This is a genomic window from Candidatus Limimorpha sp. (assembly GCF_056203535.1).
The window spans coordinates 46,048-67,584 of the sequence record NZ_JBADWU010000101.1 but is presented as its reverse complement, the minus strand read 5'-3'; the positions used below and the strand labels follow the sequence as shown (position 1 = coordinate 67,584).

The following is a 21,537-nucleotide window of genomic DNA, read 5'->3' as shown; positions in this document are numbered from 1 at the left end:
CTGTCATTTCAATTTATCTAATTCTTCTTTGAGGTCGGCAAGTTCTTTGCGCTTTGCTTTGACTTGCTTGTTCATTTCCATCTGTATGCTGAACTGTGCTTCCATTCTTACTTTTGCCTCAAGCTTGCCTATTTCCGTTTCCATTTTCGCGATGCGCTGTTTGAGAGCGACGATTTCAGCCATCGCACCGGCTTTGTGCTCGCCGATGCCGCTGACACTCGCCACGAAGTTTTCATAAATGCGATTCAGCGACTGGCCTTGCACTGGCAGTCTGAGGGCTCCGATGGGCATCCACGGCGAGGTGAATGTCTGTATGATTCTGAATTTGGTGTGCGTGCTGTCCGTCCATTCCTTGTAGTTGACAAGAAACATGGCACTGTCTTCGTATGTAAGGATGAAGACAATGTGATGTGGCATGTTGCCATCGATGAAGGAGAAAAGATCGGGCGGGCAGTCAGGGCCTTTGAGCGTGGCCACAAACACCTCAATCTCCGGCATGTCGTCGGAACCGGTCACATTGAGTGTCTGGGACGAAAGCTTGTAAAGCCAAGTGATGCTTGCCACATCATTGACGAAACGTTTTTTCATGGCAGCATTCACTTCCATGAACCGGTAGAACTTTTCCTTTGGCACAATGCTGTCCACCATGCAGCTTGCGGGGTAGTTGAGCAGGTTGTTCATGGCTGAGGCTGTTTGATTACCAGAAAACAAATCAGTTCGAAGTCGTCAAGCCCGGCAATGTCGCCGACAAGTGCCGTCGTTTCACCACAGGAAAACAGGCTTTCGATGTCAGACTCCTTCTTTTGCCTGACAATGCTGGTGACAGCCTTTTGGAGCAATTCGCTGTAATGGTCCATCGACTTGCCGTCGGCCGTTTCACGATTGAATTGGCGGCACAGCTCCACGACAGGCTCCGTCTTATCCTTGCATGCCGACCGCATGACATCGAGCAGGCGTTTTGGGGCAAGGTGATTCAAGATGATGTCGCCGTCATGGCTGAGATAAACCATGTAGAACGGATGCAGCAGATTCTGCCGGCCAATGTTTATGGCGTTGTTACGGTTTTTCAGTATGAAAACAACCCCTGGCTGGGCATTGGCGGATGCCGGAACCACGGCACTCATTCCAAACGGAGTGTGTTCTATGTCGGGGTTATCCTTCATGTAGGCCAAAAGGTCGAGGCGGAACTCGTTCAGGCCCAAGTCCATGATGTTGATGCCGACATTCATGTCTTCAAGGTCGACGACTTCTTCCTGAAGCCGCTGCAACTGACGCTTACGGTAGTCGAGGTCGGCCTGTTCTTCGTTGCTGAGCAGCACATTGCCCCCACCGGCGCTTGTAATGTCCATTCCAGCCATACGTGCTTCCACGCGGCCTTTCAGCTTGAGATAATCGTCGAGTTCGATGTCGGGCCAGTAGTTGACCAGCTGAATGACATCGTTGCGCGAACCGATGCGGTCCACACGGCCAAAACGCTGAATGATGCGGACGGGATTCCAGTGGATGTCGTAGTTGATGAGGTAGTCGCAGTCCTGAAGGTTCTGGCCCTCAGAGATGCAGTCCGTCGCGATAAGCACATCTATATCTTCATTCACATCAGGCAGCAGTTTGTCTTTCTCCTTGGATATGGGCGAAAACAGCGTAAGGATGCCATTGAAGTCGGCACCCACTTTGCTGACAGTGGTACGGACGGCATCGCCCGTGACGAGACCGGTATGAAGTCCATGCCGTGATGCAATGGCGGGAGCCAGATTCTCGTAAAGATATTCGGCCGTATCAGAAAAAGCGGTAAAAACCAGCACTTTCTTATTCTCGCCATTGATGGGATGACTGAACTTCTCCCGAAGGTTTTCGACAAGCATCTGCAGTTTGCTGTCATGCTCAGGCGTGATGTCCTTCAGCATGAACAGAAGCAAATCGAAGATTTCCTGGTCGGCAATAAGGTCGCGTTTCCATGAAAGGCAATCCATGTCGGCAAGTGCCACCTTCGACTTTTTGCCACCGACAAGGAAATCGTTTTCGGCATCTTCACCGTCGAACATCCCTTCCATCGAGGTGACTTCAAGGCGGATGTCCAGACGGGTTTCGAGATATTTATTGATGGCCTCCAATGTTTCATCAATCTGACTCTTGACCCGTTCCAATGTCAGACGGAAAGAGTTCACCGACGATTCCAGACGTTTGAGCAGATTGATGGCCATCAGTTTTTTCAGACCCTTTTCGCGCCCCGACATGCCAATGTTTTTATGTTCGCCCTCCTTGTCCAAGTCATACTTGTAGCGCATGGATGGCAGGATGTAGTCGGAAGGCGCATAAACACCGAGGTTCATCATGTACAGATGTTCCGAAATGTCCTTGTAGGTTACGGTTTCCGAATCTTTCAAGTCGGTGAGATGCGGACGCTTTGAAACGGGTTTTAGTCTTGTCGGAAACTTGCCGATATCTTTTGTGTCGTAATATTTTTCGATATGCTTTCTGGACCGGGCAATGGTAACGGCATCGAGCACTTGGAAGAAATCGAACGACAGCATGTCGAGCAGCCTTTCCGTAGTGCGCTCTTGCTCAGGCAACTTCGACCACTGGTTGTATTGGCCCTGAGCCGTTCGGAATATTTCTTCGATAGGGCGTTCGGTATCGAGTTTGTCGTTAATCTGTGTCTGGTCGCCTTCGTAAGCCAGCTGCAACTGATTCTTCAGGTCGTTGAAGCGGTTGTTGACGGGTGTGGCAGAAAGCATAAGCACTTTTGTCTTTACGCCAGCGCGGATGACTTTGTTCATGAGGCGAAGATAGCGGTTCTCCTTCGGGTTTTCGTCTTCCTCATCCGTGGTAATCTTGCCACCGTTGCGGAAATTATGCGACTCGTCAATGACAATCAAATCGTAGTTTCCCCAATTGAGCAAAGCCAAGTCGATGCCGTTTGACTTGCCTTTTTCGCGGCTGAGGTCCGAATGGAACAACACATCATAGCGAAGACGGTCTTTTTCAAACGGATTGTTCTTATAATTGCTCTTGTATGTGTTCCAGTTTTCATACAGTTTTTTCGGGCAAAGTACGAGGACCGACTTGTTGCGGTTCTCATAGTACTTGATGACCGAAATGGCGGTGAACGTCTTACCGAGACCGACGGAATCGGCAAGAATACAGCCATTGTATGTTTCCAGCTTATTGATGATGGCAAGCGCAGCATCTTTCTGGAAATTATAGAGTTTGTTCCAAATTTGCGACGACTTGAAGCCTGTAGCCTCGTTGGGCAGCACGTCCTCGGAAATATCTTCGAGGAACTCATTGAAGATATTGTAGAGGGTGACGAAATAAATGAAATCAGGCGCGTTTTCGCGATAAACGTTCTCGATGTTTTCAATGATGGCATCGGTAACGTCAGCGAAGTTTTCGCCATCTTGCCAGAAATCGTTGAAGTTCTTCAAGTATGCAACAGAATTTGGCGTCGGCAATTTCTGAATCAGTTGGAAGATGTTATTGCCACGCTCACAGCCAAGTTCAGTAGTGGTGAACTCATTGAAAGGCATGTATGCAGAAAGCTCATCCTCATTTTTTACCGTGAAGAAGCCCGGCATGTTCAGCTGCGAGACATTCGTCTTGAAACGTACCTTCCGGCGAATCCATTCTGCACATTCCTTGGCAATGGCTCTCTGGCTGAGCTTGTTCCGCAGCTTGATTTCAAAGTCAGAGCCATAAAGGGTACGCTCACGGTTGAGTTTCGGGATGTAGAACTCCCGTTTTTGTTTTCTTGATTTTTCCTTGTTGAATGTCGGAGATGTAAAGATAAACCGCAATTCGTCAATCTGCTCCAACTCTTTCTGTAATGCCTCGAAAGCATATATCGAAAAAGATGCCGCAGCCATTGAAACCTTAGAGCCTTTACGCAAAGTGACTTTTAAGTCATCAATTACCCTTGACGTAATATTGTCGAATTGTTTTGGCAGTTCCATTATCCACTTCCTTTAGAAAAAATACCGTACCTAATAATAAGGTGCAAAACTACATATTTTCTTGGAAAAAATCATCTCAATCTCAAATCTAAGTTAAAAAACAAGAACCTCCATATATTTCGGATCCAAATCTTTTAGGCTTGTCGCTATTTATCACAAATTCCCTCACCCTTCTCCCATCCCAGCATCCAACCTATCATCCTTTTTCTCCTCAACATTCTCCGTCAATTTCACTGTCGAAGCATCCTGGTTTTCCTGCAACTTACGTTTCTTCCTTTTGGAAATGATTTTGCGTCTCTTGTTCTGTTCGCTCAGAATGAGATGGAACATCCTCAGCGCATTCCGTCTAGGAAGTTCGATGTGCAAAAATAAAAATTTTGACCTGATCAAAAACTTATCAACACTGCCTGTTGATAAAAAACGATAAAATTTTGCTGTTTTTTGCTCATGTCTCAAAAACTCCGTATTTTTGCTAAACCAAAGCCAAGGATAAGACTAATCCTAATTGTTTTGGATAACTTACTGTTAATGTTGAAGCATAACTTGGACATATTAAACCAATGTGTAGACTGCCAAAACGGATTCCGGCAACCTGCGGTGCATTTCGGCCAAACCGAAACGGATTCTGGCATTCTGCCTTGCATTTTGCCCAAGCCGAAAAAGATTCTGCCAATCTGCAATGCATTTTGGCCTAACGGAAACGGATTCCGCCAACCTGCCTTGCAATTTAGCCAAGCGGATATTTTCTCCGCTCAAATCGAAAACTTGACATCATTTTCTCAGGTCCGCCCTATCGACCCGACTTGTAGGAAAAGAGAGATAAACGGAGGTAAGCCATATTGTTTAACTTATTTCATTCTAAAAAAGAACACAATGAAGAAGTTATTAAATGGCGTATGGGTCGCTGAAATTGCTGACCTCGCCTCTAATATTTGCAGCCTTTATTACGAAGGCTATGGCACCCAAAAGGATGCCTATCTTCAGAACGTAATGACAGATCTGGAAGACCTGTCGACACGTATTAACGGTGCTGTGAAGCACAACAAAACGATTGCCAGTCTTGAGAAATACGAAGCGGCCCGTGAGACCAGCATCGTGGCAATTGCCAATCTCGCCAAGGCTTTCAACCGTTTGACCGACAGCACCATTCAGTCCGCATGGACTTGTGTAAAACCGATACTCGACGATTTCCTGCCGTCGATTTCGGAAGGTAACCAAAGCAGCAGGACTACGTTGATCAACGTCATGCTCACCCGTCTCGCCGAGCCATCAATGACATCATCGGTGGCGGCTTTGCCAGGCTTGGAACAGGTTCTGGCCGAGCTGCAGGCGGCACAGACGGATTTTGTCGGCAAGCGTTTGGAATACCTGAAGCTTGTCTTGCTCGACAAATCCGAAATTGCCACCGACCTGAAAGACGAAATCATGACTCTCGTCAACGAAAGGCTGATTGTTCATCTTGAGGCGATGAGCAAAGTGCAGCCTGCCGCCTACGGCGAATTTGCAACACTCGTCGATGCGCTTGTCAGCAAGTGCAACGAAAGGGTGCGCCGCCGCCGCAAGCGCAAAACAAAAGAATCGTCATCAGTGAATCCGTAGAAAGAATAACTGATAACGACCCTTTTCCTAAAAAAAGCCTCGATAGTCGTGGCGTCGGTCTTGGCAATTAACGGTTTGCCTCCGTTTATAGGCCGATGCCGCGATTTTTGTTTCGATAATCGTTTTGATTTGCGCTTCGATTATCGTTTGCAAAATTAGCAGAAATAATACAATTATTGGCAGCAATCAATAATTTACATATTATTTAACTATTTTTCAATATTTTATGTTCATAATATGGAATAAGTTTAAACTACCGCCTACACTTCCCAGCATTTCCACACTTTGTTTGCGCAAATGTAGCAAACGTATGTGCGGACAACATGTTTCGGGAACATAGCTTTAATATCCCTGGCGTAAGCCTTCACCTGCTGCACCGATTCTTCATAGGCTTCGGTAAATGCCTCAACCTTGGCGGCTTCCGATGCCTTGAAATACTTGAATTCAATGATTCTATCATCATTTCGCCTAATAGTATCCGATTTACCGGTCATCCAGAAATCGAGGCGACCGCTCGGCAAGTTATGTTCTATTGAGAATGTGTATTGAAAGCTCAAATAACGGGAAATCAATTCAAAAAACGAGCAACGTACAAAATTCTCGTTCATCTTGTCGAAAGCCTGGGCAGGAAGCTGGCCCAAGTATTGCTCGAAATAGTTCTTCACCAATGACTCAAGCCGACCGTCTTCCATAAACTGTTCGTAAGCAGGAATATACAAGTCTGCTTTGCCGCTGATTTTATGTATTTCATTATAATAATCCATGAAAATGCTGCGCACTGTCAGGTTGGGCAGAATCATGCGGTAGTTGGTTTTCAGCGTCGTCATGCCTAAATAGTAAAGGCTGACGGGATAAAAAGTTGAGTCGAAAAATTTGCGCTTGTTGAATTTTGACGACAAGTCGTCCTCGTTGTAACTCAATCCAGTGTCGTTCAGCAGCGAATCGAAGATGTTCTCCATGTTTTCCTGAGTCATGGCCAAGCGGCGGAACCACTTGATGTCGGTACGGAGGTTTTCGTCAATCAGTTCCCTCGGAATCTTATTGCCTTCGTCGACAAACATTTGGAAAAAATAGGTCAAAATAGTGGAATTGAACAGCTTTTCGCGACCAGGCAGAAACTGATAGCCATCATAGTTTGATAAAATCAAGTTCCATAGTTCATCAAACTGTTCCCTTGAGCCGACGTATGTATCCAAAACATAATTCAGATAGTTTTTCGCCTCATCATGTGTGAAACCTAACATAGCATAGAACTCAGGTCGCAAAGTGATGATTTGCGCAATGTTATAGCCGCTGGTCAAATCGTCCATCGTGACTGGCAGAACGCCTGTACAGAAGCAGGTATCGACGGTGCCTTCACCTATGCCTTTTTTAATGACCTTGAAGAAAGTGCGCAAGAAACTATCGCCCGTAGTGACATCTTCATACAAGTTGTCCTTACATTCCGTCAGCAATTGGTTGGTGAAATTGTCGTACTCGTCGATGATGATATAGGCTTTTGGAAGGTTGTTTTGCTTGATATGCTTCAGCAGGTCTTCCAGCATGATGGAAGCATTTTTACCATCAGAAAAAGCGAAGTTCTTAAAAATGTCACGATTATGGTAGGCCGCAACATCAATAGAACCAGCATTAAGAATGTTGAATCTCCGTTCCAGTTCCATCATGTCGTCGCAGACCGCCAATGCCGAAAAATCGAAACGGATGACAATCATCTGACCTTGTTTTCCAGTAGGGTTCCTGCCTATCCAAGTGCTGCCGAAAAGTTCCTGAAAACGCGAGGCTTGCGTACGGTCGTAATAATAATATAAGGTGGAGCAAAGCAAGCTTTTTCCGAATCTTCGCGGGCGGAGATAAACGGGTGAAGTATATTTCTCCAACGAGGGAATATACATGGTCTTGTCCACATAATAATTGCCTTCAATGCGCAGACGGTTGAAATCTGCCATGGCATACGGTATGGTCATCTTCTGTATCATGGGCGCAAAATTAGCAATTGTTTTTAATTTTAGTGATAATTAAAAATAACCTGTAACGAAAATAGCAGTTTTTTTCGCTTCGCTAAACGCTAATTACCGTAAATGAATCATAAATTATTGAAAAATATAATTATCTATATATCAGTTAAATTTATGGAAATTCATGTTCAATTTGTGGGAATTTGTGTTTATAAAAACGACATTGTTATGTATTTATTCTTGTTGTCAAATTGAATTGGTAAAAATACAAATAATCTGAAAATGCAAAGGAAAATTTTTTGAGAAAATTGATAGATATAGAAAGACCTAAATTATCTCAAAGATTCAGTCTTTTGTTTGTCTGCTTCCGCTTTCGTCAAATACTCTGCTTTTTTCGATACATCCTGCTCTTTTTCTGCAAGTTCGCGATAACATTTCGCACGGTTGTAGTAGGCTTTCACAAAATTCGGATTGAGTCCTATCGCCTTGCCGTAATCCTCTATCGCTTCCTCGTATCGCTTCATATTGTATTTCGCAAGGCCTCGGTTGTAGTAGGCTTCCGCAAGATTCGGATTGAGTCCTATCGCCTTGCCGAAATCCTCTATCGCTTCCTCGTATCGTTTCATATTGAATTTCGCACCGCCTCGGTTGTTGTAGGCTTCAGCATCATTCGGATTAAGTCCTATCGCCTTGCCGTAGTCCTCAATCGCTTCCTTGTATCGTTTCATATTGAATTTCGCACTGCCTCGGTTGTAGTAGGCTTCCGCAAGATTCGGATTAAGTCCTATCGCCTTGCCGTAATCCTCTATCGCTTCCTTGTATCGTTCCATATTGTACTTCGCACTGCCTCGGTTGTAGTAGGCTTCCGCAAGATTCGGATTGAGTCCTATCGCCTTGCCGTAATCCTCTATCGCTTCCTCGTATCGCTTCATATTGTATTTCGCAAGGCCTCGGTTGTAGTAGGCTTCCGCAAATTTTGGATTCAATTCTATTGCTTGCGAGTACAATTCAATTTGTCTATTCAAGTCTTTTTCAGACAAAGCTTGCGCAAACAATTGGCTTACTTTTGCTTCTTTTGCAGATTCATCAGCATCTGTTTTGCTTTGGTTAACAATTTCTTTAATAGTCTCTATTTCTCGTTTTAAAATATTCATTTGTTCCAAAGCATCATTTGCTAAAGCAACCTGTTGAGTAGCAATTTCTACTTGTTTATTTGCTTCTTGAATTCGCTTATTGGAATCTGTCACCAAAGCCTTCACCTCTTCCAAAGCCTTCTTCGTTTTATCAGCATCTTCTTTTGATAGTTTGGCACTACCAGCAGCCTCAGCTACCTCAGATTGAACCTTATCTAAAGCCTCTGTTTGTTTCTTTTGCATATCTTCTTTCATTTCTGCAAAACGTTCTTCTAAATTTTTTGAAGCACTTGAATTCAAGAAATAAGGAACAATAACACCAACGATTGCCATAATTATTGTCAAAATCACAAGCCAATGCGACATATCGTCATCAAATTCCCCTATTTTTGTCCGTACATCATCACGATAAACTTTCAAATCACTTTCAACCCTGTCAATTTTTTGCTGCAACATTTGGTTTTCCTGCCGCAATTGAATGATTTCTTTCTGCAAATCGGGAACAGAAGTTTGTACGGTTTGCACCGTATTTGTCTGGGTAAATGCTTTTTGCTGTTGCTGGCCGAAAACACTCAGACAGCAAAGCATGGTCAAAACCATAATATCATATCTCAATTTCATATCAGTATGTATTTATTCTTGTTTCTTTTTGCATAGACAATTTGCATTTTTCACTCCACCCCCGCATATTTCAGATTGTTCAGGAAATTGAGCAGGGCATCGTAAGGTGTCGCCACGTAATTGAACGTTTTGTCACCGCGTTTGTAGGTGCGGCTCTTTTCCTTCGCATCATAAAGGCGCTGGTTGATGTCGCCGTAAGTGGCATGAATCTGCAACTGACTGTCACCGCTGTTATAGTTGATGAAAGTCATAAACAGGTCATTCACAAAGTAATAGGTAATGTTGCCGAGACGATGGTCAAAGACAACGTAACCATCGACGTACTTGTTCACGATGTGGGAACCCAGATTGCCAAGTCCGATTTTGCCGACCGAAATGAAGGCGTGGAGGTTGTCGTTCCAAACCATTTTCAGGTCAGGGATGACGATGGTCTTGTTGTAGAAATCGCGAGATTCCAACTGCGGATAGCCTTCCAATTCGATGGTTTTCACAAACTCATTGGTCTTTTCCTCATCGTTTTCGGAACGGAAATAATCCACGAAAGCCGTCTTTGTCAAGTCGATGGATTCGCTCGGCATGTTGGCGTAAACATCAGCAATGGCCTCCAAAACCTTGTCGTCGAAAATCGGTAAACTCAACACATTCAGCACGTTTAAGGTCAGGCTGTCGTTCGGGTAGCGCGTGTAGGAGCCTCGGCAAACAAAATCAGTCAAGCCCTTATCCAAACCCAAGTCGAAAGTGCCATGACCATGAATCACGCCACGATGGTTTATATTTAAATAGGTGTCGTAATTTGTTTCATCGGAAATGACAAAACGCACGCTGTCAGCATCATACCACAACATTCCGCTGGCCGGATCAACTTCATCCATATCCACACGGCGCGTATTTGGCGTTAAGAATGATGCGAAATAACCGCCGTCTATGGCCTGTTCGTAATACAAGCCGTTGCACATATCGGGATTATCCTTTCGGATGGTGTCCATCGCAATCGGAATCTGAATCGCATTCGGATTGATGCGTGTTGACGATGCAAACCAATATTTTTCAGGGAAAACGGGTTCCATTAAATCATCGCTTAAAGTCGGGATGATTAAACTACTGTCAGCCAACATCAAGGTGCCATCCATTTCCGATGAAGGATTATCGTTTGTACCAAAATCGAGCAATGCGAAATGACCATCAAAATAACCGAACTCCTCCCCTGCTTCCAAAGTCAAATCACCGTTAAAGGCAAACTGCGGACTCAACTGAAATTCCGAGGAATCAGCCAAATGCGCGAAGCCATGCGTCACGCCACCAACGGGAACGATGGAATCGAAATAGATTGGCGTGTGGCTGCCATCTAAAGCGGCATAATCCCAAGTGCCTTGTGCCTTGTAATTTCTTCTGCTCTTGATGTTTACGATTGCATCCTTATACAAATGGAAGCCGTTCAACGTGTCGGCAAGCAATTCGCCGCTAATCGGTTCCATTTGCGAATCGGAGTCGATGTCGATGTCGTGTTCGTAAGGGAAAACCGCCGCATCGGCCACACGGATAATCTTCACATCGTGGGCGTGAATCACATAGTTGGTCATGTCGTATTCTGCGCTCGTACTGTAAAATTCCAGTGAATCCTGCTCTGGAATCATGGATATGAATTTCGAGGCATTGTCGTGGACAGCGAGCAGTTCTTCGTGCGTATTGGCCTGACTGTAAGCATCATTGCCATCGACAGGATTGTAAACGTGCAGGTTGTTTGTGGTCATATCCCATTCAGCTTCCTTCAAGGTGCAGACGAACTGGTTCATCGGGAAGTCAAGGTTACTTGTATTGTCGAGATAATCATATTGCACTTTCTGGTTGTCGAAATTCACATCAGCGCGATAATTGGTTGCAGCAAATGCAACAGTCGTACTATCAGACGAATACAGGACGAAATTGGCCGAATCCGCCACAAAAGTACGCGCATCTAAAGCGAAGTCATCGGAATCAAATTCCGTCAGGCCGAAACGCATCTTGCCATCGGCTTTGTAGCCATCGGCATTCAAGGTTGTTTTGCCCGAGAAATACGTGTCGCCGTACATACAAATCGGATTATCAATGGTTTCCGTCGTCAGTTCTGGCTTAAACACATCCCATTTCATTTTCAAGGCATTGGCCGAAGCCACCGGGAATTTCGTGCCATCGGCAAGGGGCTGCATCTTGAATTGATTCGTGATGGCTGTTACGGAATCGAGATAGAACATGAAACGGTCGGAATTGAACGCAGCCGTCTGATAATCAAGATTTCCAACGCCATAAAAACCGCCTTCGGAAAGGTGGATATGCTGGTGGAAACGCCCCGAACCGTCATACATCGGATAGGAATCGTTATCATCCGTTCCAATGCGGTGGTCGAAGCCCAAGGAATAATCGTCCATCACCACAAGCGGTTCCTCGATGCGTTGGAAAATGCCGCCCGAAACGAGTTCGCCATTGAACGACACATGCTCCATGGTGAGGTCGGTAAGGCTGTCTATTTCAAAGGGATACAAGTAATAATAAAACTTGCCTTCCAAATCATCGACAGTCGCAAGACTATCTACATTGCCCGGATTGAACACACCGCTATTAATATGACGGTAGAATTTGTAAGCGTTGGATTCACTGAAAAACTTCGGGAAATCAGGCGTTTCGTAACGACTCGACTTGTTGTCGCCGTGGTCAATCAGAAGGTGGCCTTTCAGTTTTTCCAGCGTGCCGTTGACAGGAATGATTTCATTGTTGTCGCGGGCATAGAAACGCAAGGAATCGATTTTCGCCATTTCAATCGTAAATTCATCATAATTGAAAAGGCAGTCCTTGGTGAAGAACTCAAACATGCCAGCGATGATGCCGCCCGAAAAGCGGAAATCGCGGTCTTTTTTGAAAACGAGACGACCATTGTCTGGCACGATGACCACGCGCTTGCGGTCGCTCAACGAAATGGCAGAACCGTCAAGGCCTTCGATAGTGCTTGTTATGCCAAAGACAATCAGCTCATTAGTATTCAAATCAAGACGAATGTTCGGTTCACGGTTGTGAGTCACCGTATGGAACTTAATGACATCATAATCAATGTTTTCGCGATACGACTCAATGACATCATAGAAACGCTGCAAGACCACGGCGGTCTTGGTTTCTGGGTCATATTCCAAATAAGCCTCCGACTGCAAACGCAGCAAAAGCGAAACGACCTGTTCGACAGGGAAACTCAGATAGTTGCATAAATCACCGACATAGAAGAAGTTAGGATTATCAGGATTGCGGTATTCATTCAAGAATTTTTCGATACGAATCATTGGATTTGTGCCGTCCAAGCCACGAAGTTTGGCAAAATCGTCGAAACTGAAATAATTCACCGAAACCACATCGCCTTCGCTGACCGAACCAATGCCTTCCATTCGGCTGAATTCCACAATATTGTTATCCATAACCCAACTCATCGACTCCAGATAGAGGTCCAAATCATGGAAATTGTCGTGGAAAGGCGCATCGGGATAACCCTTTTGCGAGCGAAGCATGGTCATCTTGCGTTTCTGGTTTTCATACCTGAATTCCAGACCGTTATGATAGATGGAATCCACATCCATTTTGCCACTGACCGTGTCATTCAAATAGAAGCGCACGGCAGCCTTATCGGAAGCAAGAACCTCATCCGTCGACATCAGGAAACGTTGCGCCTGAACCGAAACCACCTTTTTCCTGTTCTTATAAAAAATGAAAGATGCCTTCTTTTCCAAGCCGCCAAACACATCCACCTGATTGCCCATCATGCCCAAGCCGCCGCTAAAATCGACGTCCTTCATAATATCCTTAATGTAATAATCAGAACGATAAGACTTTACACGCGGATACATTGTCCTTTCATTCGGTGCATTGACCAAAACCTTATCCTCAAACTGGCAAAGAATGGCATCCTGATAATACTGCTTGTCGTGGAAAACGACCGAATCGATGACATAATCGGAATGGGTCAGATTCAGCACGTAATGATCCGGCAAATCGGCGTAAACCATATCAGATGGAATGTCGAAACGCGACCAGTCGACACGGCCACCATTACCCGTAAAGGTCTTATCGTCAACGGAATAGTAGCCATTCGTATTGTGAATTACCGACTCATCCTTATTCGATTTCACGACCAAAGTGGAATTGGTAACCGTCAACTTGAAGTTTTCCTTGTCAGGGAAACTGAAATGCACATCGCGCACTTCCCATTTGCTGTTGCCTTTTTCAAGCAAAATCTTGTCGACAAAAGCCAAACGGCAAGCCTCAATGTACTTGTCGAAACCATTTGCTGATTTTTCATATCGTGTCTTTGTGTATGACAGCCAATTGTTTACATCGGTGTGCGGCATACCTGAAACCGGCAAATGATGCAGCACGTCTACAAAAGTGAAAATGTTGGAATAAGCCTTTTGACCACTGCGTTTGTGTAAAGTTTCGCAGATTTCGGCAACCGCCTTGGCATCGGTGGAACTGTAATATTCGTTCCACACATCCGCAAAGCCCGTCATCATGGCGGCGGCTTCATCACGGTCAGTCTTCGACGAAGATGAGCCAAGGTAGGCCGTCATTTCCTCAAGGAAAGCGGTTTTATCGGTCGAAAAAGTCTGTTGCGCAAAGCCCGAAAGACTTAAAGCCAACAGGAAAATAATCAGCAAATGTTTGTTTCTCATAATTATTTAACTGTCAATAAATTAAACTACAATATGAATCTGTATGCATGGTTATGAGTTAATGGTTATCAGTTTTCAGTTGTTTGTTATTTGTTATTTGTTAAGTAACTGTTCATAATTAAACTTCAATTTGGATTTCGAGGTCTCGAGGCTTCGGGATTTCGAGATGTCTCGTATTCCCGCGACCTCGATGCCTCGTTTTCAATATGTAAACTAATATTTCTCACCTATTTACAGTAATCCACCCGTCACCATTAACCCATCACCTTTTCTCAAACTCAGCAGCCACCCAGTTGTTGCGCGACACGTGACGGCAATAAGTCAAGCCAAGACGATTTGCCTCAGCTTTGATGCTTTCCAGGTCTTCTGTATAGAACCCGCTGAAGAAAATGTGGGCATCCAGTTTCATCGCATCGAAATAGAAGTGCATGTCGCGCAAAAGGATATTGCGGTTGATGTTGGCCAAAATCACGTCGAACTTGCCACTGATGGCGTGCGCATCGCCCAAAATGATTTCGATGTCATCGATGCCATTCAAGGCAATGTTGGTAAAGGCATTGTTGAAAGCCCACTCGTCATTGTCGATGGCAACGGTCTTTGCAGCACCCAGTTTTTTAGCAAGAATGGCCAGAACCGCCGTACCACTGCCCATGTCAAGCACCTCTTTATCAACGAAATCCGTTTCCAGCATCAAGGAAATGATTTGCGAAGTGGTTTCGTGATTGGCCGTGCCAAACGACATCTTTGGCTCAATGACAAGATCAAATTCAAAGTTCGGGTCAGTTTCATGGAAAGGAGCCCTCACGCGGCAACGCTCGTTGACCACCACCGGCTGATACGATGCCTCCCAGACCTCGTTCCAGTCCTTATCAGGCATTTCCTCGACATTCAAAAGCGAAATGTCGCTGAAAGCCTCAAGGCCAAGCAACTCATTGACAGCCTCGTCATCGCGGAAATCGCCCTGGCAATAGGCCTTCAAACCCGTGACGTCATCCATGAAGGAATCGAAGCCCAAATCGCCCAGCAGCGTCGTCAGCATATCGTGCTGGATGTCGGAACTCGGCTGCGTGAAAGTGTATTCGTATGTCTTCATTCCTTGCCGATTTGTGAAGCCTGAACACAAATTGAAACGAAATCATCGGCCTTGAGCGAAGCACCGCCAATGAGACCGCCATCGACATCAGGCTGCGAGAACAACTCCGTGGCATTCTTTGCGTTACAGCTTCCACCGTAAAGGATGCGGATGTCATCAGCTGCTGCCTGGTCATAGTGTTCCTTCACGAGGCCACGGATGAAAGCATGCATTTCCTGAGCCTGTTCAGGCGTGGCAGTCTTGCCCGTTCCGATAGCCCAAACCGGTTCGTAAGCAATGATTGTATCATAAATGGCGTCGCCATCCAAATGGAAGAGACCTTTTTCCAACTGTTCGCGCACCACGTCGAAATGGCGGCCAGCTTCACGTTCTTCCAAAACTTCGCCTACGCAAAAAATGGGCGACATATTGTTTTCAATCAGGCGGTTTACCTTTTCGGCAAGCATTTCATTGCTTTCGGCAAAATATTTCCTTCTCTCGCTGTGACCCACAATGCAATAGTCCACATCAATGGATTTCAGCATTTTAGCCGACACTTCGCCCGTATAGGCACCCTTTTCGTAAGCGCTGCAATTCTGAGCGCCGACATTAAACTGCTGTTCCTCATACTCCATATCGGTAAGCATTTCCAAATATGGGAAAGGCGGGCAAATGATGACCTCGCAATCCAATTCTTCCTGTTCTTCAAGGCGGTCCAAAATACCGTCGACCAATTCTTCAGCCTCACCAAAAGTGAGGTTCATTTTCCAGTTTCCTGCTACGATTTTACTACGCATAAGTATTTAATTTTTAATATTTTATTATAGATTCTATTATGATGCAAATTCTTTGCTTCGGGTTTCCATAACAGATGAAAACAAATCTAATTCTGATGATTTAGGTGGAAGCATTTTTGAAGCAATTGAGTTTGCCGTTTCAAAATTTGTCACATCGCTATTGACGGCATTAATACCATTAAACAATCGAATCAAAGAACGGCCAATGGCGTATGATAGATTAACAGGAACCGCATTACCAATTTGCTTGTACTGATCAGTCATACTGCCAGCAAATTGCCAATCATCAGGGAAGGTCTGTATTCTTGCATATTCCCGGACTGTCAAAGGACGAGTTTCCAAAGGATGACATCTTTCCGTTTGTTTTTGCGCCGGTGCGCAGGTCAAGGTCAATGATGGTTCATCCATTGACAGGCGCCTTGCCATTCCAGTTTTACCACCTTCCAAATAATAGCTTCCTCCCATATATTCTTTTGCCACGGATTCGGGCAAATTTCGCCAATCGCCACCTTCAGGTACCAAAGACAGCACACGACGCTTCTTTTCAGGATATTTTTGTCCATCAGAAACAGGCACATCAACAGGATATAAAATTCCTTTATAAAAAGCGTCACGCAAAGTCATAATACGTTTGTACGGACTTGGCCAACGGAAACATATCTGTTTGACTATATCGTTCCGTATAGCAATGATTATCAAACGTTCACGTTTCTGAGGAACCTGATACATAATGGCTTTCAACACCCGTGGTTCTATCAATGTATAGCCTAATTCGGCAATTGATTCCCTAATAACATTAAGTGTACGCCCATTTTCATGAGAAAGTAATCCTTTAACATTCTCTCCCATAAAGACTTTAGGCTGTATTTCGCGCACGGCTCTTGCTAATTCAAAAAACAATGTACCGCGTGCATCATTAAGACCGCCTTTTTTACCCGCATACGAAAAAGCCTGACACGGGAAACCTCCAGATAGGAAATCAACTTGACCTTTCAACGTAGAAAAATCAACAGCATGAATATCACTTTCCAACACATTCCATTTGGGACGGTTTCTGCGCAGTGTCTCACAAGCCTTTCCATCAATTTCATTCAGCAAAACATGTTTGAAACCAGCCTGCTCCATACCGATAGCCAACCCGCCAGCTCCAGCAAACAATTCTACCGATGTGAAATCACGTGCTGGTGTCACCTTCATTTCCTCATCCCAACAAGTATTCAGCATAAGTTGTATTTCCGGAATGTCTTTCAAGTCTTCCATAAAAAAACCACTACGGCCTTTTTCATTCACACGCCCAGGATAAGTGCCGTTTTTTCTCCACTTTTGCACCGTCGCCACTGAAGTGCCGAGTATATCCGCTAAATTATTATCCGTAATAAATGTTGCCATTACAAACCACCTTTTGCTTCAATTTCTCTTGCAATTTCTTCTATTTTATTTAATATCAACGTGCTGCCATCAATTGAATCTTCTTCAACAACTTCACCAAAAGCCTTTGCCAACCTATTGTAGAAAAGTTTATCGCCTGTTAAATGCTCCCAAAAATTCACTCCACAATAAACAGGATACGTCGTGTTTATAGTCTTATAAAACGATGTCAATTCTCCATCGCCATACAACACGCCAACTACGAGGTCATCAATCTGAATAGAAAGCTTATCAATTCGAGCCTTGGCAATAATATGTTTGAAATGGCTTAGAATAGTATCAACATCATCTTTATTTATTGTCTGAAGACCAGCCTTACACTGACAATATTTTTTTCTTCCATCAATTGCATCAAAGAACTCAATATCAATACCATCCATTCCCGAACCACATCCAGCAACAGCAGCAACCTCCGAAATGAACTTCTGTATGTTCTGTCCGAAGCTTGTATTTATACTTGTGCCCAAAACACGAGGGTAAACCAAAGCCTTAGCCAATGAAATGGGATTTGTGTTACCACACAAAAAAGCCGCAAGATAATTTATCGTAAAAGGATTAATCTTAAAACTGTCTAACTTCAATTTGTTTAGATTATTCAAATGATTCGGAATGATTTTCGTGCGAAAATAGTCTTTCCCGCTTTCAATAATTTCTAATTTAAGGTTTTCATTCATAATTGTCACTTTTTTTCATATTTACAATTTATTGTATCCTCACTCTCGGGTCAATGATTCCATAAATGATGTCGACAACGATATTCACGACAATCAGCATGGTGGCAATGAGCAGCACGGCACCCATGATGACGGGGAAATCGTATTTATCCAAAGCATCGACGACGACAACGCCAATGCCTTTCCAGTCGAAGACATACTCCACAAAAACGGCACCTGCCAAAAGCGAGGCAAACCAACCCGAAATGGCCGTCACGACAGGGTTCAGCGCATTGCGTAAGGCATGAACGCAGATGACGCGCCAAGGCTTCAGGCCTTTGGCCTTTGCCGTGCGCACATAATCCATCGACATGGCTTCCAGCAGCGAAGTGCGCGTCAACTCCGTGACGACAGCCAATGGACGCATGCCCAAAGTCAAGGCGGGCAAAATGAGGTTAGCAAGGGTCAGATACTCTCCCCGACCGTATTCATCGACGGTGTAAAGGCTGCCCGTCATGCTCAAACCCGTAACGTTTTCAAGCAGGAAGCCGAAAACCCAAGCCATCAGGATAGCGGCAAAAAACGATGGCAACGACATGCCTATCGTCGTGATGAAAAGCGTCAACTTGTTCCAGAACTGCGTATTGACGACTGCCGCCAAAATGCCGATTAACAGACCTAAAATCAAGGCGATGGAAATGGAGACCGCCGCCAAGAGCAAAGTGTTCGGGAAAGCCTCGCCCAAGACATCGGAAACAGGCCGCTTGCTTTGATACGACATACGCAAATACGGCGCTTTCAGCACAATAGCCGTTGTGCCAATGGTAGCAATGCGGGCATATTTCCCAATCTTATCCAGTTTTTGCGTGCCTTGCGACACATCGTAAAACGAAATCGGAACCAAGTCATTCAGATAATCAACATACTGTTTCCCAAGACTTTGATTCAGTCCCAATTCCTCACGAATGGCATCAACCGATTCCTTGTCGGCCCTTTGACCAAGCATCATTTGCGCAGGGTCGCCCGGCAAGATGTTGAACAGGAAAAACACCAAGGTCGCGACACCCCAAAGCACCGCGATTCCGTAAAGCAGTTTTCTTGTTATGTAAGCCGACATTGTTGTTTAATTGTTGGTTGTTTATTTGTTGAATTGTTTTCGCCCGTTGAGCTTGCCGAAACGAAATTTGTTTGTCGTTTATCTTTTTCTTTGTTGAATTGATTATTGACTTTTAGACTATTTGACGTTTTTTTTAGGCCGTCATTTCCGCGCAGGCGGAAATCTCATTATGGTAAACGGAATATTTGACTTTTATACTTTTTTGAACGACTTTAAACTTTTATTAAAATCCGCCTTGATAATAAGCTCTCGTAATATAATAGGAAGGCTCATAATAGGCGCTACTATTGTAATTATCAATGATTTCGCACAATGGGTCGTTGTAGACTCTCAACACGGCATCGGCGAGGTTTTCATCATCTTTCAATGTGGATCGTATCAAGCGCGAATAGACTTTTCCCATCTGCAAATCGGTTGGAATTTTCGTCACCAAATTTGCATCGACATCTGTCACATCAACATTTCCATTGGCAAGAGAATAATCCACAATCCATTGATTTGCAACGGCATCTGGATTTTCGGCATGTTGCACATTTGCAAGTGAAAGCCTTTCCTCAATCTCTCGTTTGCCCATAGTATTCACCACATATTTGTTCGGCTGCTTCAACAGGCGTGCAACACGTTCCACCATATAACAAACGAAATACAAGTCGTTGGCTGTTATTTCTTCATCAGGGAAAAACACGTTTTTCATACTTCGTAACTCAATTATTTAAATAGCAAACATCTTCTCCATTTTTTTCCCCGTTGGAAAATCAATGGCACTCCACTTGTTTTTCACAAGACCGTTATCCAACAACATCAATCCTGGATTGAAACGCACCAAAGTCTTGATTTCCAACTCATCGCCGTAATAGACTTCATAAATGAAATCGTATTTTTCCTGCCATTCGGCCATTGCTTCCGGTGTTTCGGCCACAGCCCAAACCACATAATAGCCGTGCTGGTCGGCAGCTTCGGTAATGGCCTTAATCTTCTCCCATTCCTCATCCGTGATGCCATTGATGTCGTGTGTCGTGAACATCAGCAGATTTTCGGTACTGAGCAACATATCCGTCATGTCGTTGCCTTCTTCATCGTTGGCCGTAAAGCCTAAATAATCGGCACCACCCTCAACACGCTGGTCGACAAACTCCCATTGACTCATCCAGACGGAATCGTTCCAAGGATAATCCGGCGAGAGGTATTCCTCAATGCGACCATCGGCTTTATTCCTGAATGTCAAGTAAATCTGCTGTTCAGGCGCATCTTCCTGTTTCATCTGTTTGCCGACTTTCCAATTCATAAAGTCGATGACTGGCAAATGACGGTAATTGTAAATTTCAAAGCCGAGGAACAACAAGGCGTAAACTGCGCCAATAACAAACTGTCCGCGCCAAGTCAAACGGTTTTTAAGCTGTTTGTTATTGAAAATCAACGGTAAAAGCACCGCATTGATGACCAGATTCTTATCGAAAGTTTGCCAGTTCGTCATCTTGATGGCCGTACCGAAACAGCCGCAATCGGGCACCAAATCGTACAAGGCATCGAAAAGCGTTGTCGTGGTGAAGAAAATCATCAGCAAGGTTGCGCCAAGCACAGCCAAACGCGGAAACACATTGGTAAACAAGCAGATGCCGACCAAAAACTCAGCCAAAATCAAGCAGCAAGCCAAAATCATGGCGATGTCGTTGAGCCAAGTGAGATTGTAAACCGCCAGATAATCAAGCATTTTGTATTTCGTTCCCAACGGGTCGACGCCTTTCACGAAACTGCTGAAAATGAACAGTCCGCCAACCAAGAGTCTACAAACCGTCAAAGCAGGTTTGCCGTAACCTTTGTGGAAAATGATGGGCAGCAGCAAATTCAGCAACAAAATGCCAAGGAAAACAGGCTGAAAAGCAGGAATATACACGATGCCGACAGCACATGCCAAGGCCAAAATGATGCTAAACCATGAAATTATGTTTTTTGCTTTCATCACTTCGTTTCTTTTTGTTCGGAGAGCAGAATCATGGCAAACACGGCATAATTGATCATGTCGTAATAGTTGGCGTCAAGTCCCTCTGAAACAATGGTTTTGCCGTTGTTATCCTCAATGGATTTCACCCTCAGGATCTTCATCAGAATCAGATCGGTGATGGAACTCACACGCATACTGCGCCATGCCTCATCATAGTCGTGGTTCTTGCGCGTCATCAGTTCGTAGGCTTCGTTCAAGACACGGTCGTAATGCTGCGTGGCTTCTTCTGACGAAAGGTCAGGCTGGTCGACCACGCCAAGCTGCAACTGAATCACGCCCATAGCCGCATAATTGATGATGCCGATGAATTCAGGTTCAATGCCTTCGTCAACTAGATGTTCAGCCGTTGTCTGCAAAGTTCTGATTCTGTTTGCCTTAATAAAAATCTGATCCGTTAATGATGGTGTTCTCATGATGCGCCATGCCGGACCGTAATCCTTCATTTTATCGATGAACAGGCTGCGGCATTGTGCCACAACCGCATGAAATTGAGCTTTCGTATCTTTCATATTCCAAAAAAGTATA

General features: G+C 44.6%; 15 protein-coding genes. 1 reads left to right on the top strand and 14 read right to left on the bottom strand.

Annotated elements, in window-relative coordinates; genetic code table 11:
• Positions 1-3: 3 nt before the first annotated feature.
• The 3 genes from AC06MN_RS11880 to AC06MN_RS11870 form a co-directional block, all read right to left on the bottom strand.
• A complete protein-coding gene (locus AC06MN_RS11880; RefSeq protein WP_475672597.1) occupies positions 4-681 on the bottom strand; it encodes a DUF4391 domain-containing protein in 678 nt (225 codons plus the stop codon).
• Positions 678-3,950, bottom strand: coding sequence for a helicase-related protein (locus AC06MN_RS11875; RefSeq protein ID WP_475672596.1), 3,273 nt, complete (start codon positions 3,948-3,950; stop codon positions 678-680). Before AC06MN_RS11875 ends, AC06MN_RS11880 begins: the two co-directional genes overlap by 4 nt.
• A 165-nt stretch (positions 3,951-4,115) precedes the next feature.
• Positions 4,116-4,316: a hypothetical protein gene (locus AC06MN_RS11870; protein WP_475672595.1), complete on the bottom strand. Its 201-nt coding sequence runs from the start codon at positions 4,314-4,316 to the stop codon at positions 4,116-4,118.
• Positions 4,317-4,823: 507 nt separating this feature from the next.
• Here AC06MN_RS11870 and AC06MN_RS11865 point away from each other — a divergent pair.
• Positions 4,824-5,549 (top strand): DUF6261 family protein, encoded by a 726-nt coding sequence (locus AC06MN_RS11865; protein ID WP_475672594.1) that lies wholly within the window; start codon positions 4,824-4,826, stop codon positions 5,547-5,549.
• A gap of 260 nt (positions 5,550-5,809) precedes the next feature.
• Here AC06MN_RS11865 and AC06MN_RS11860 read toward each other — a convergent pair whose 3' ends face one another.
• From AC06MN_RS11860 to AC06MN_RS11810, 11 genes are all read right to left on the bottom strand, one after another.
• A complete protein-coding gene (locus AC06MN_RS11860) occupies positions 5,810-7,522 on the bottom strand; it encodes an AAA family ATPase (protein WP_475672605.1) in 1,713 nt (570 codons plus the stop codon).
• 314 nt (positions 7,523-7,836) lie between these two features.
• On the bottom strand, positions 7,837-9,258 hold the full coding sequence (locus tag AC06MN_RS11855) for a tetratricopeptide repeat protein (protein WP_475672593.1): 1,422 nt from the start codon (positions 9,256-9,258) through the stop codon (positions 7,837-7,839).
• A 50-nt stretch (positions 9,259-9,308) separates the two neighbouring features.
• Positions 9,309-13,943 carry a hypothetical protein gene (locus AC06MN_RS11850; protein ID WP_475672592.1) on the bottom strand — a complete coding sequence of 1,545 codons (4,635 nt, stop codon included), beginning with the start codon at positions 13,941-13,943 and terminating at the stop codon, positions 9,309-9,311.
• A gap of 262 nt (positions 13,944-14,205) precedes the next feature.
• Positions 14,206-15,036 (bottom strand): 50S ribosomal protein L11 methyltransferase, encoded by an 831-nt coding sequence (gene prmA / locus AC06MN_RS11845; RefSeq protein ID WP_475672591.1) that lies wholly within the window; start codon positions 15,034-15,036, stop codon positions 14,206-14,208.
• Positions 15,033-15,812, bottom strand: a complete 780-nt coding sequence (gene tpiA / locus AC06MN_RS11840) for a triose-phosphate isomerase (protein ID WP_475672590.1) — start codon at positions 15,810-15,812, stop codon at positions 15,033-15,035. Before tpiA ends, prmA begins: the two co-directional genes overlap by 4 nt.
• Before the next feature lie 36 nt (positions 15,813-15,848).
• The gene (locus tag AC06MN_RS11835; RefSeq protein ID WP_475672589.1) at positions 15,849-17,201 is read right to left on the bottom strand and encodes a DNA cytosine methyltransferase; all 1,353 of its coding nucleotides are present in this window, start codon (positions 17,199-17,201) and stop codon (positions 15,849-15,851) included.
• Positions 17,201-17,914: a PmeII family type II restriction endonuclease gene (locus AC06MN_RS11830; RefSeq protein WP_475672588.1), complete on the bottom strand. Its 714-nt coding sequence runs from the start codon at positions 17,912-17,914 to the stop codon at positions 17,201-17,203. The genes AC06MN_RS11835 and AC06MN_RS11830 overlap by 1 nt, the downstream gene beginning before the upstream one ends.
• Before the next feature lie 28 nt (positions 17,915-17,942).
• On the bottom strand, positions 17,943-19,010 hold the full coding sequence (locus tag AC06MN_RS11825) for an ABC transporter permease (protein ID WP_475672587.1): 1,068 nt from the start codon (positions 19,008-19,010) through the stop codon (positions 17,943-17,945).
• 223 nt (positions 19,011-19,233) lie between these two features.
• A complete protein-coding gene (locus AC06MN_RS11820; protein WP_475672586.1) occupies positions 19,234-19,704 on the bottom strand; it encodes a hypothetical protein in 471 nt (156 codons plus the stop codon).
• 18 nt (positions 19,705-19,722) lie between these two features.
• Positions 19,723-20,970 carry a BT_3928 family protein gene (locus AC06MN_RS11815; RefSeq protein ID WP_475672585.1) on the bottom strand — a complete coding sequence of 416 codons (1,248 nt, stop codon included), beginning with the start codon at positions 20,968-20,970 and terminating at the stop codon, positions 19,723-19,725.
• Positions 20,970-21,521 (bottom strand): DUF1599 domain-containing protein, encoded by a 552-nt coding sequence (locus AC06MN_RS11810; protein ID WP_475672584.1) that lies wholly within the window; start codon positions 21,519-21,521, stop codon positions 20,970-20,972. Before AC06MN_RS11810 ends, AC06MN_RS11815 begins: the two co-directional genes overlap by 1 nt.
• Positions 21,522-21,537 lie beyond the last annotated feature (16 nt).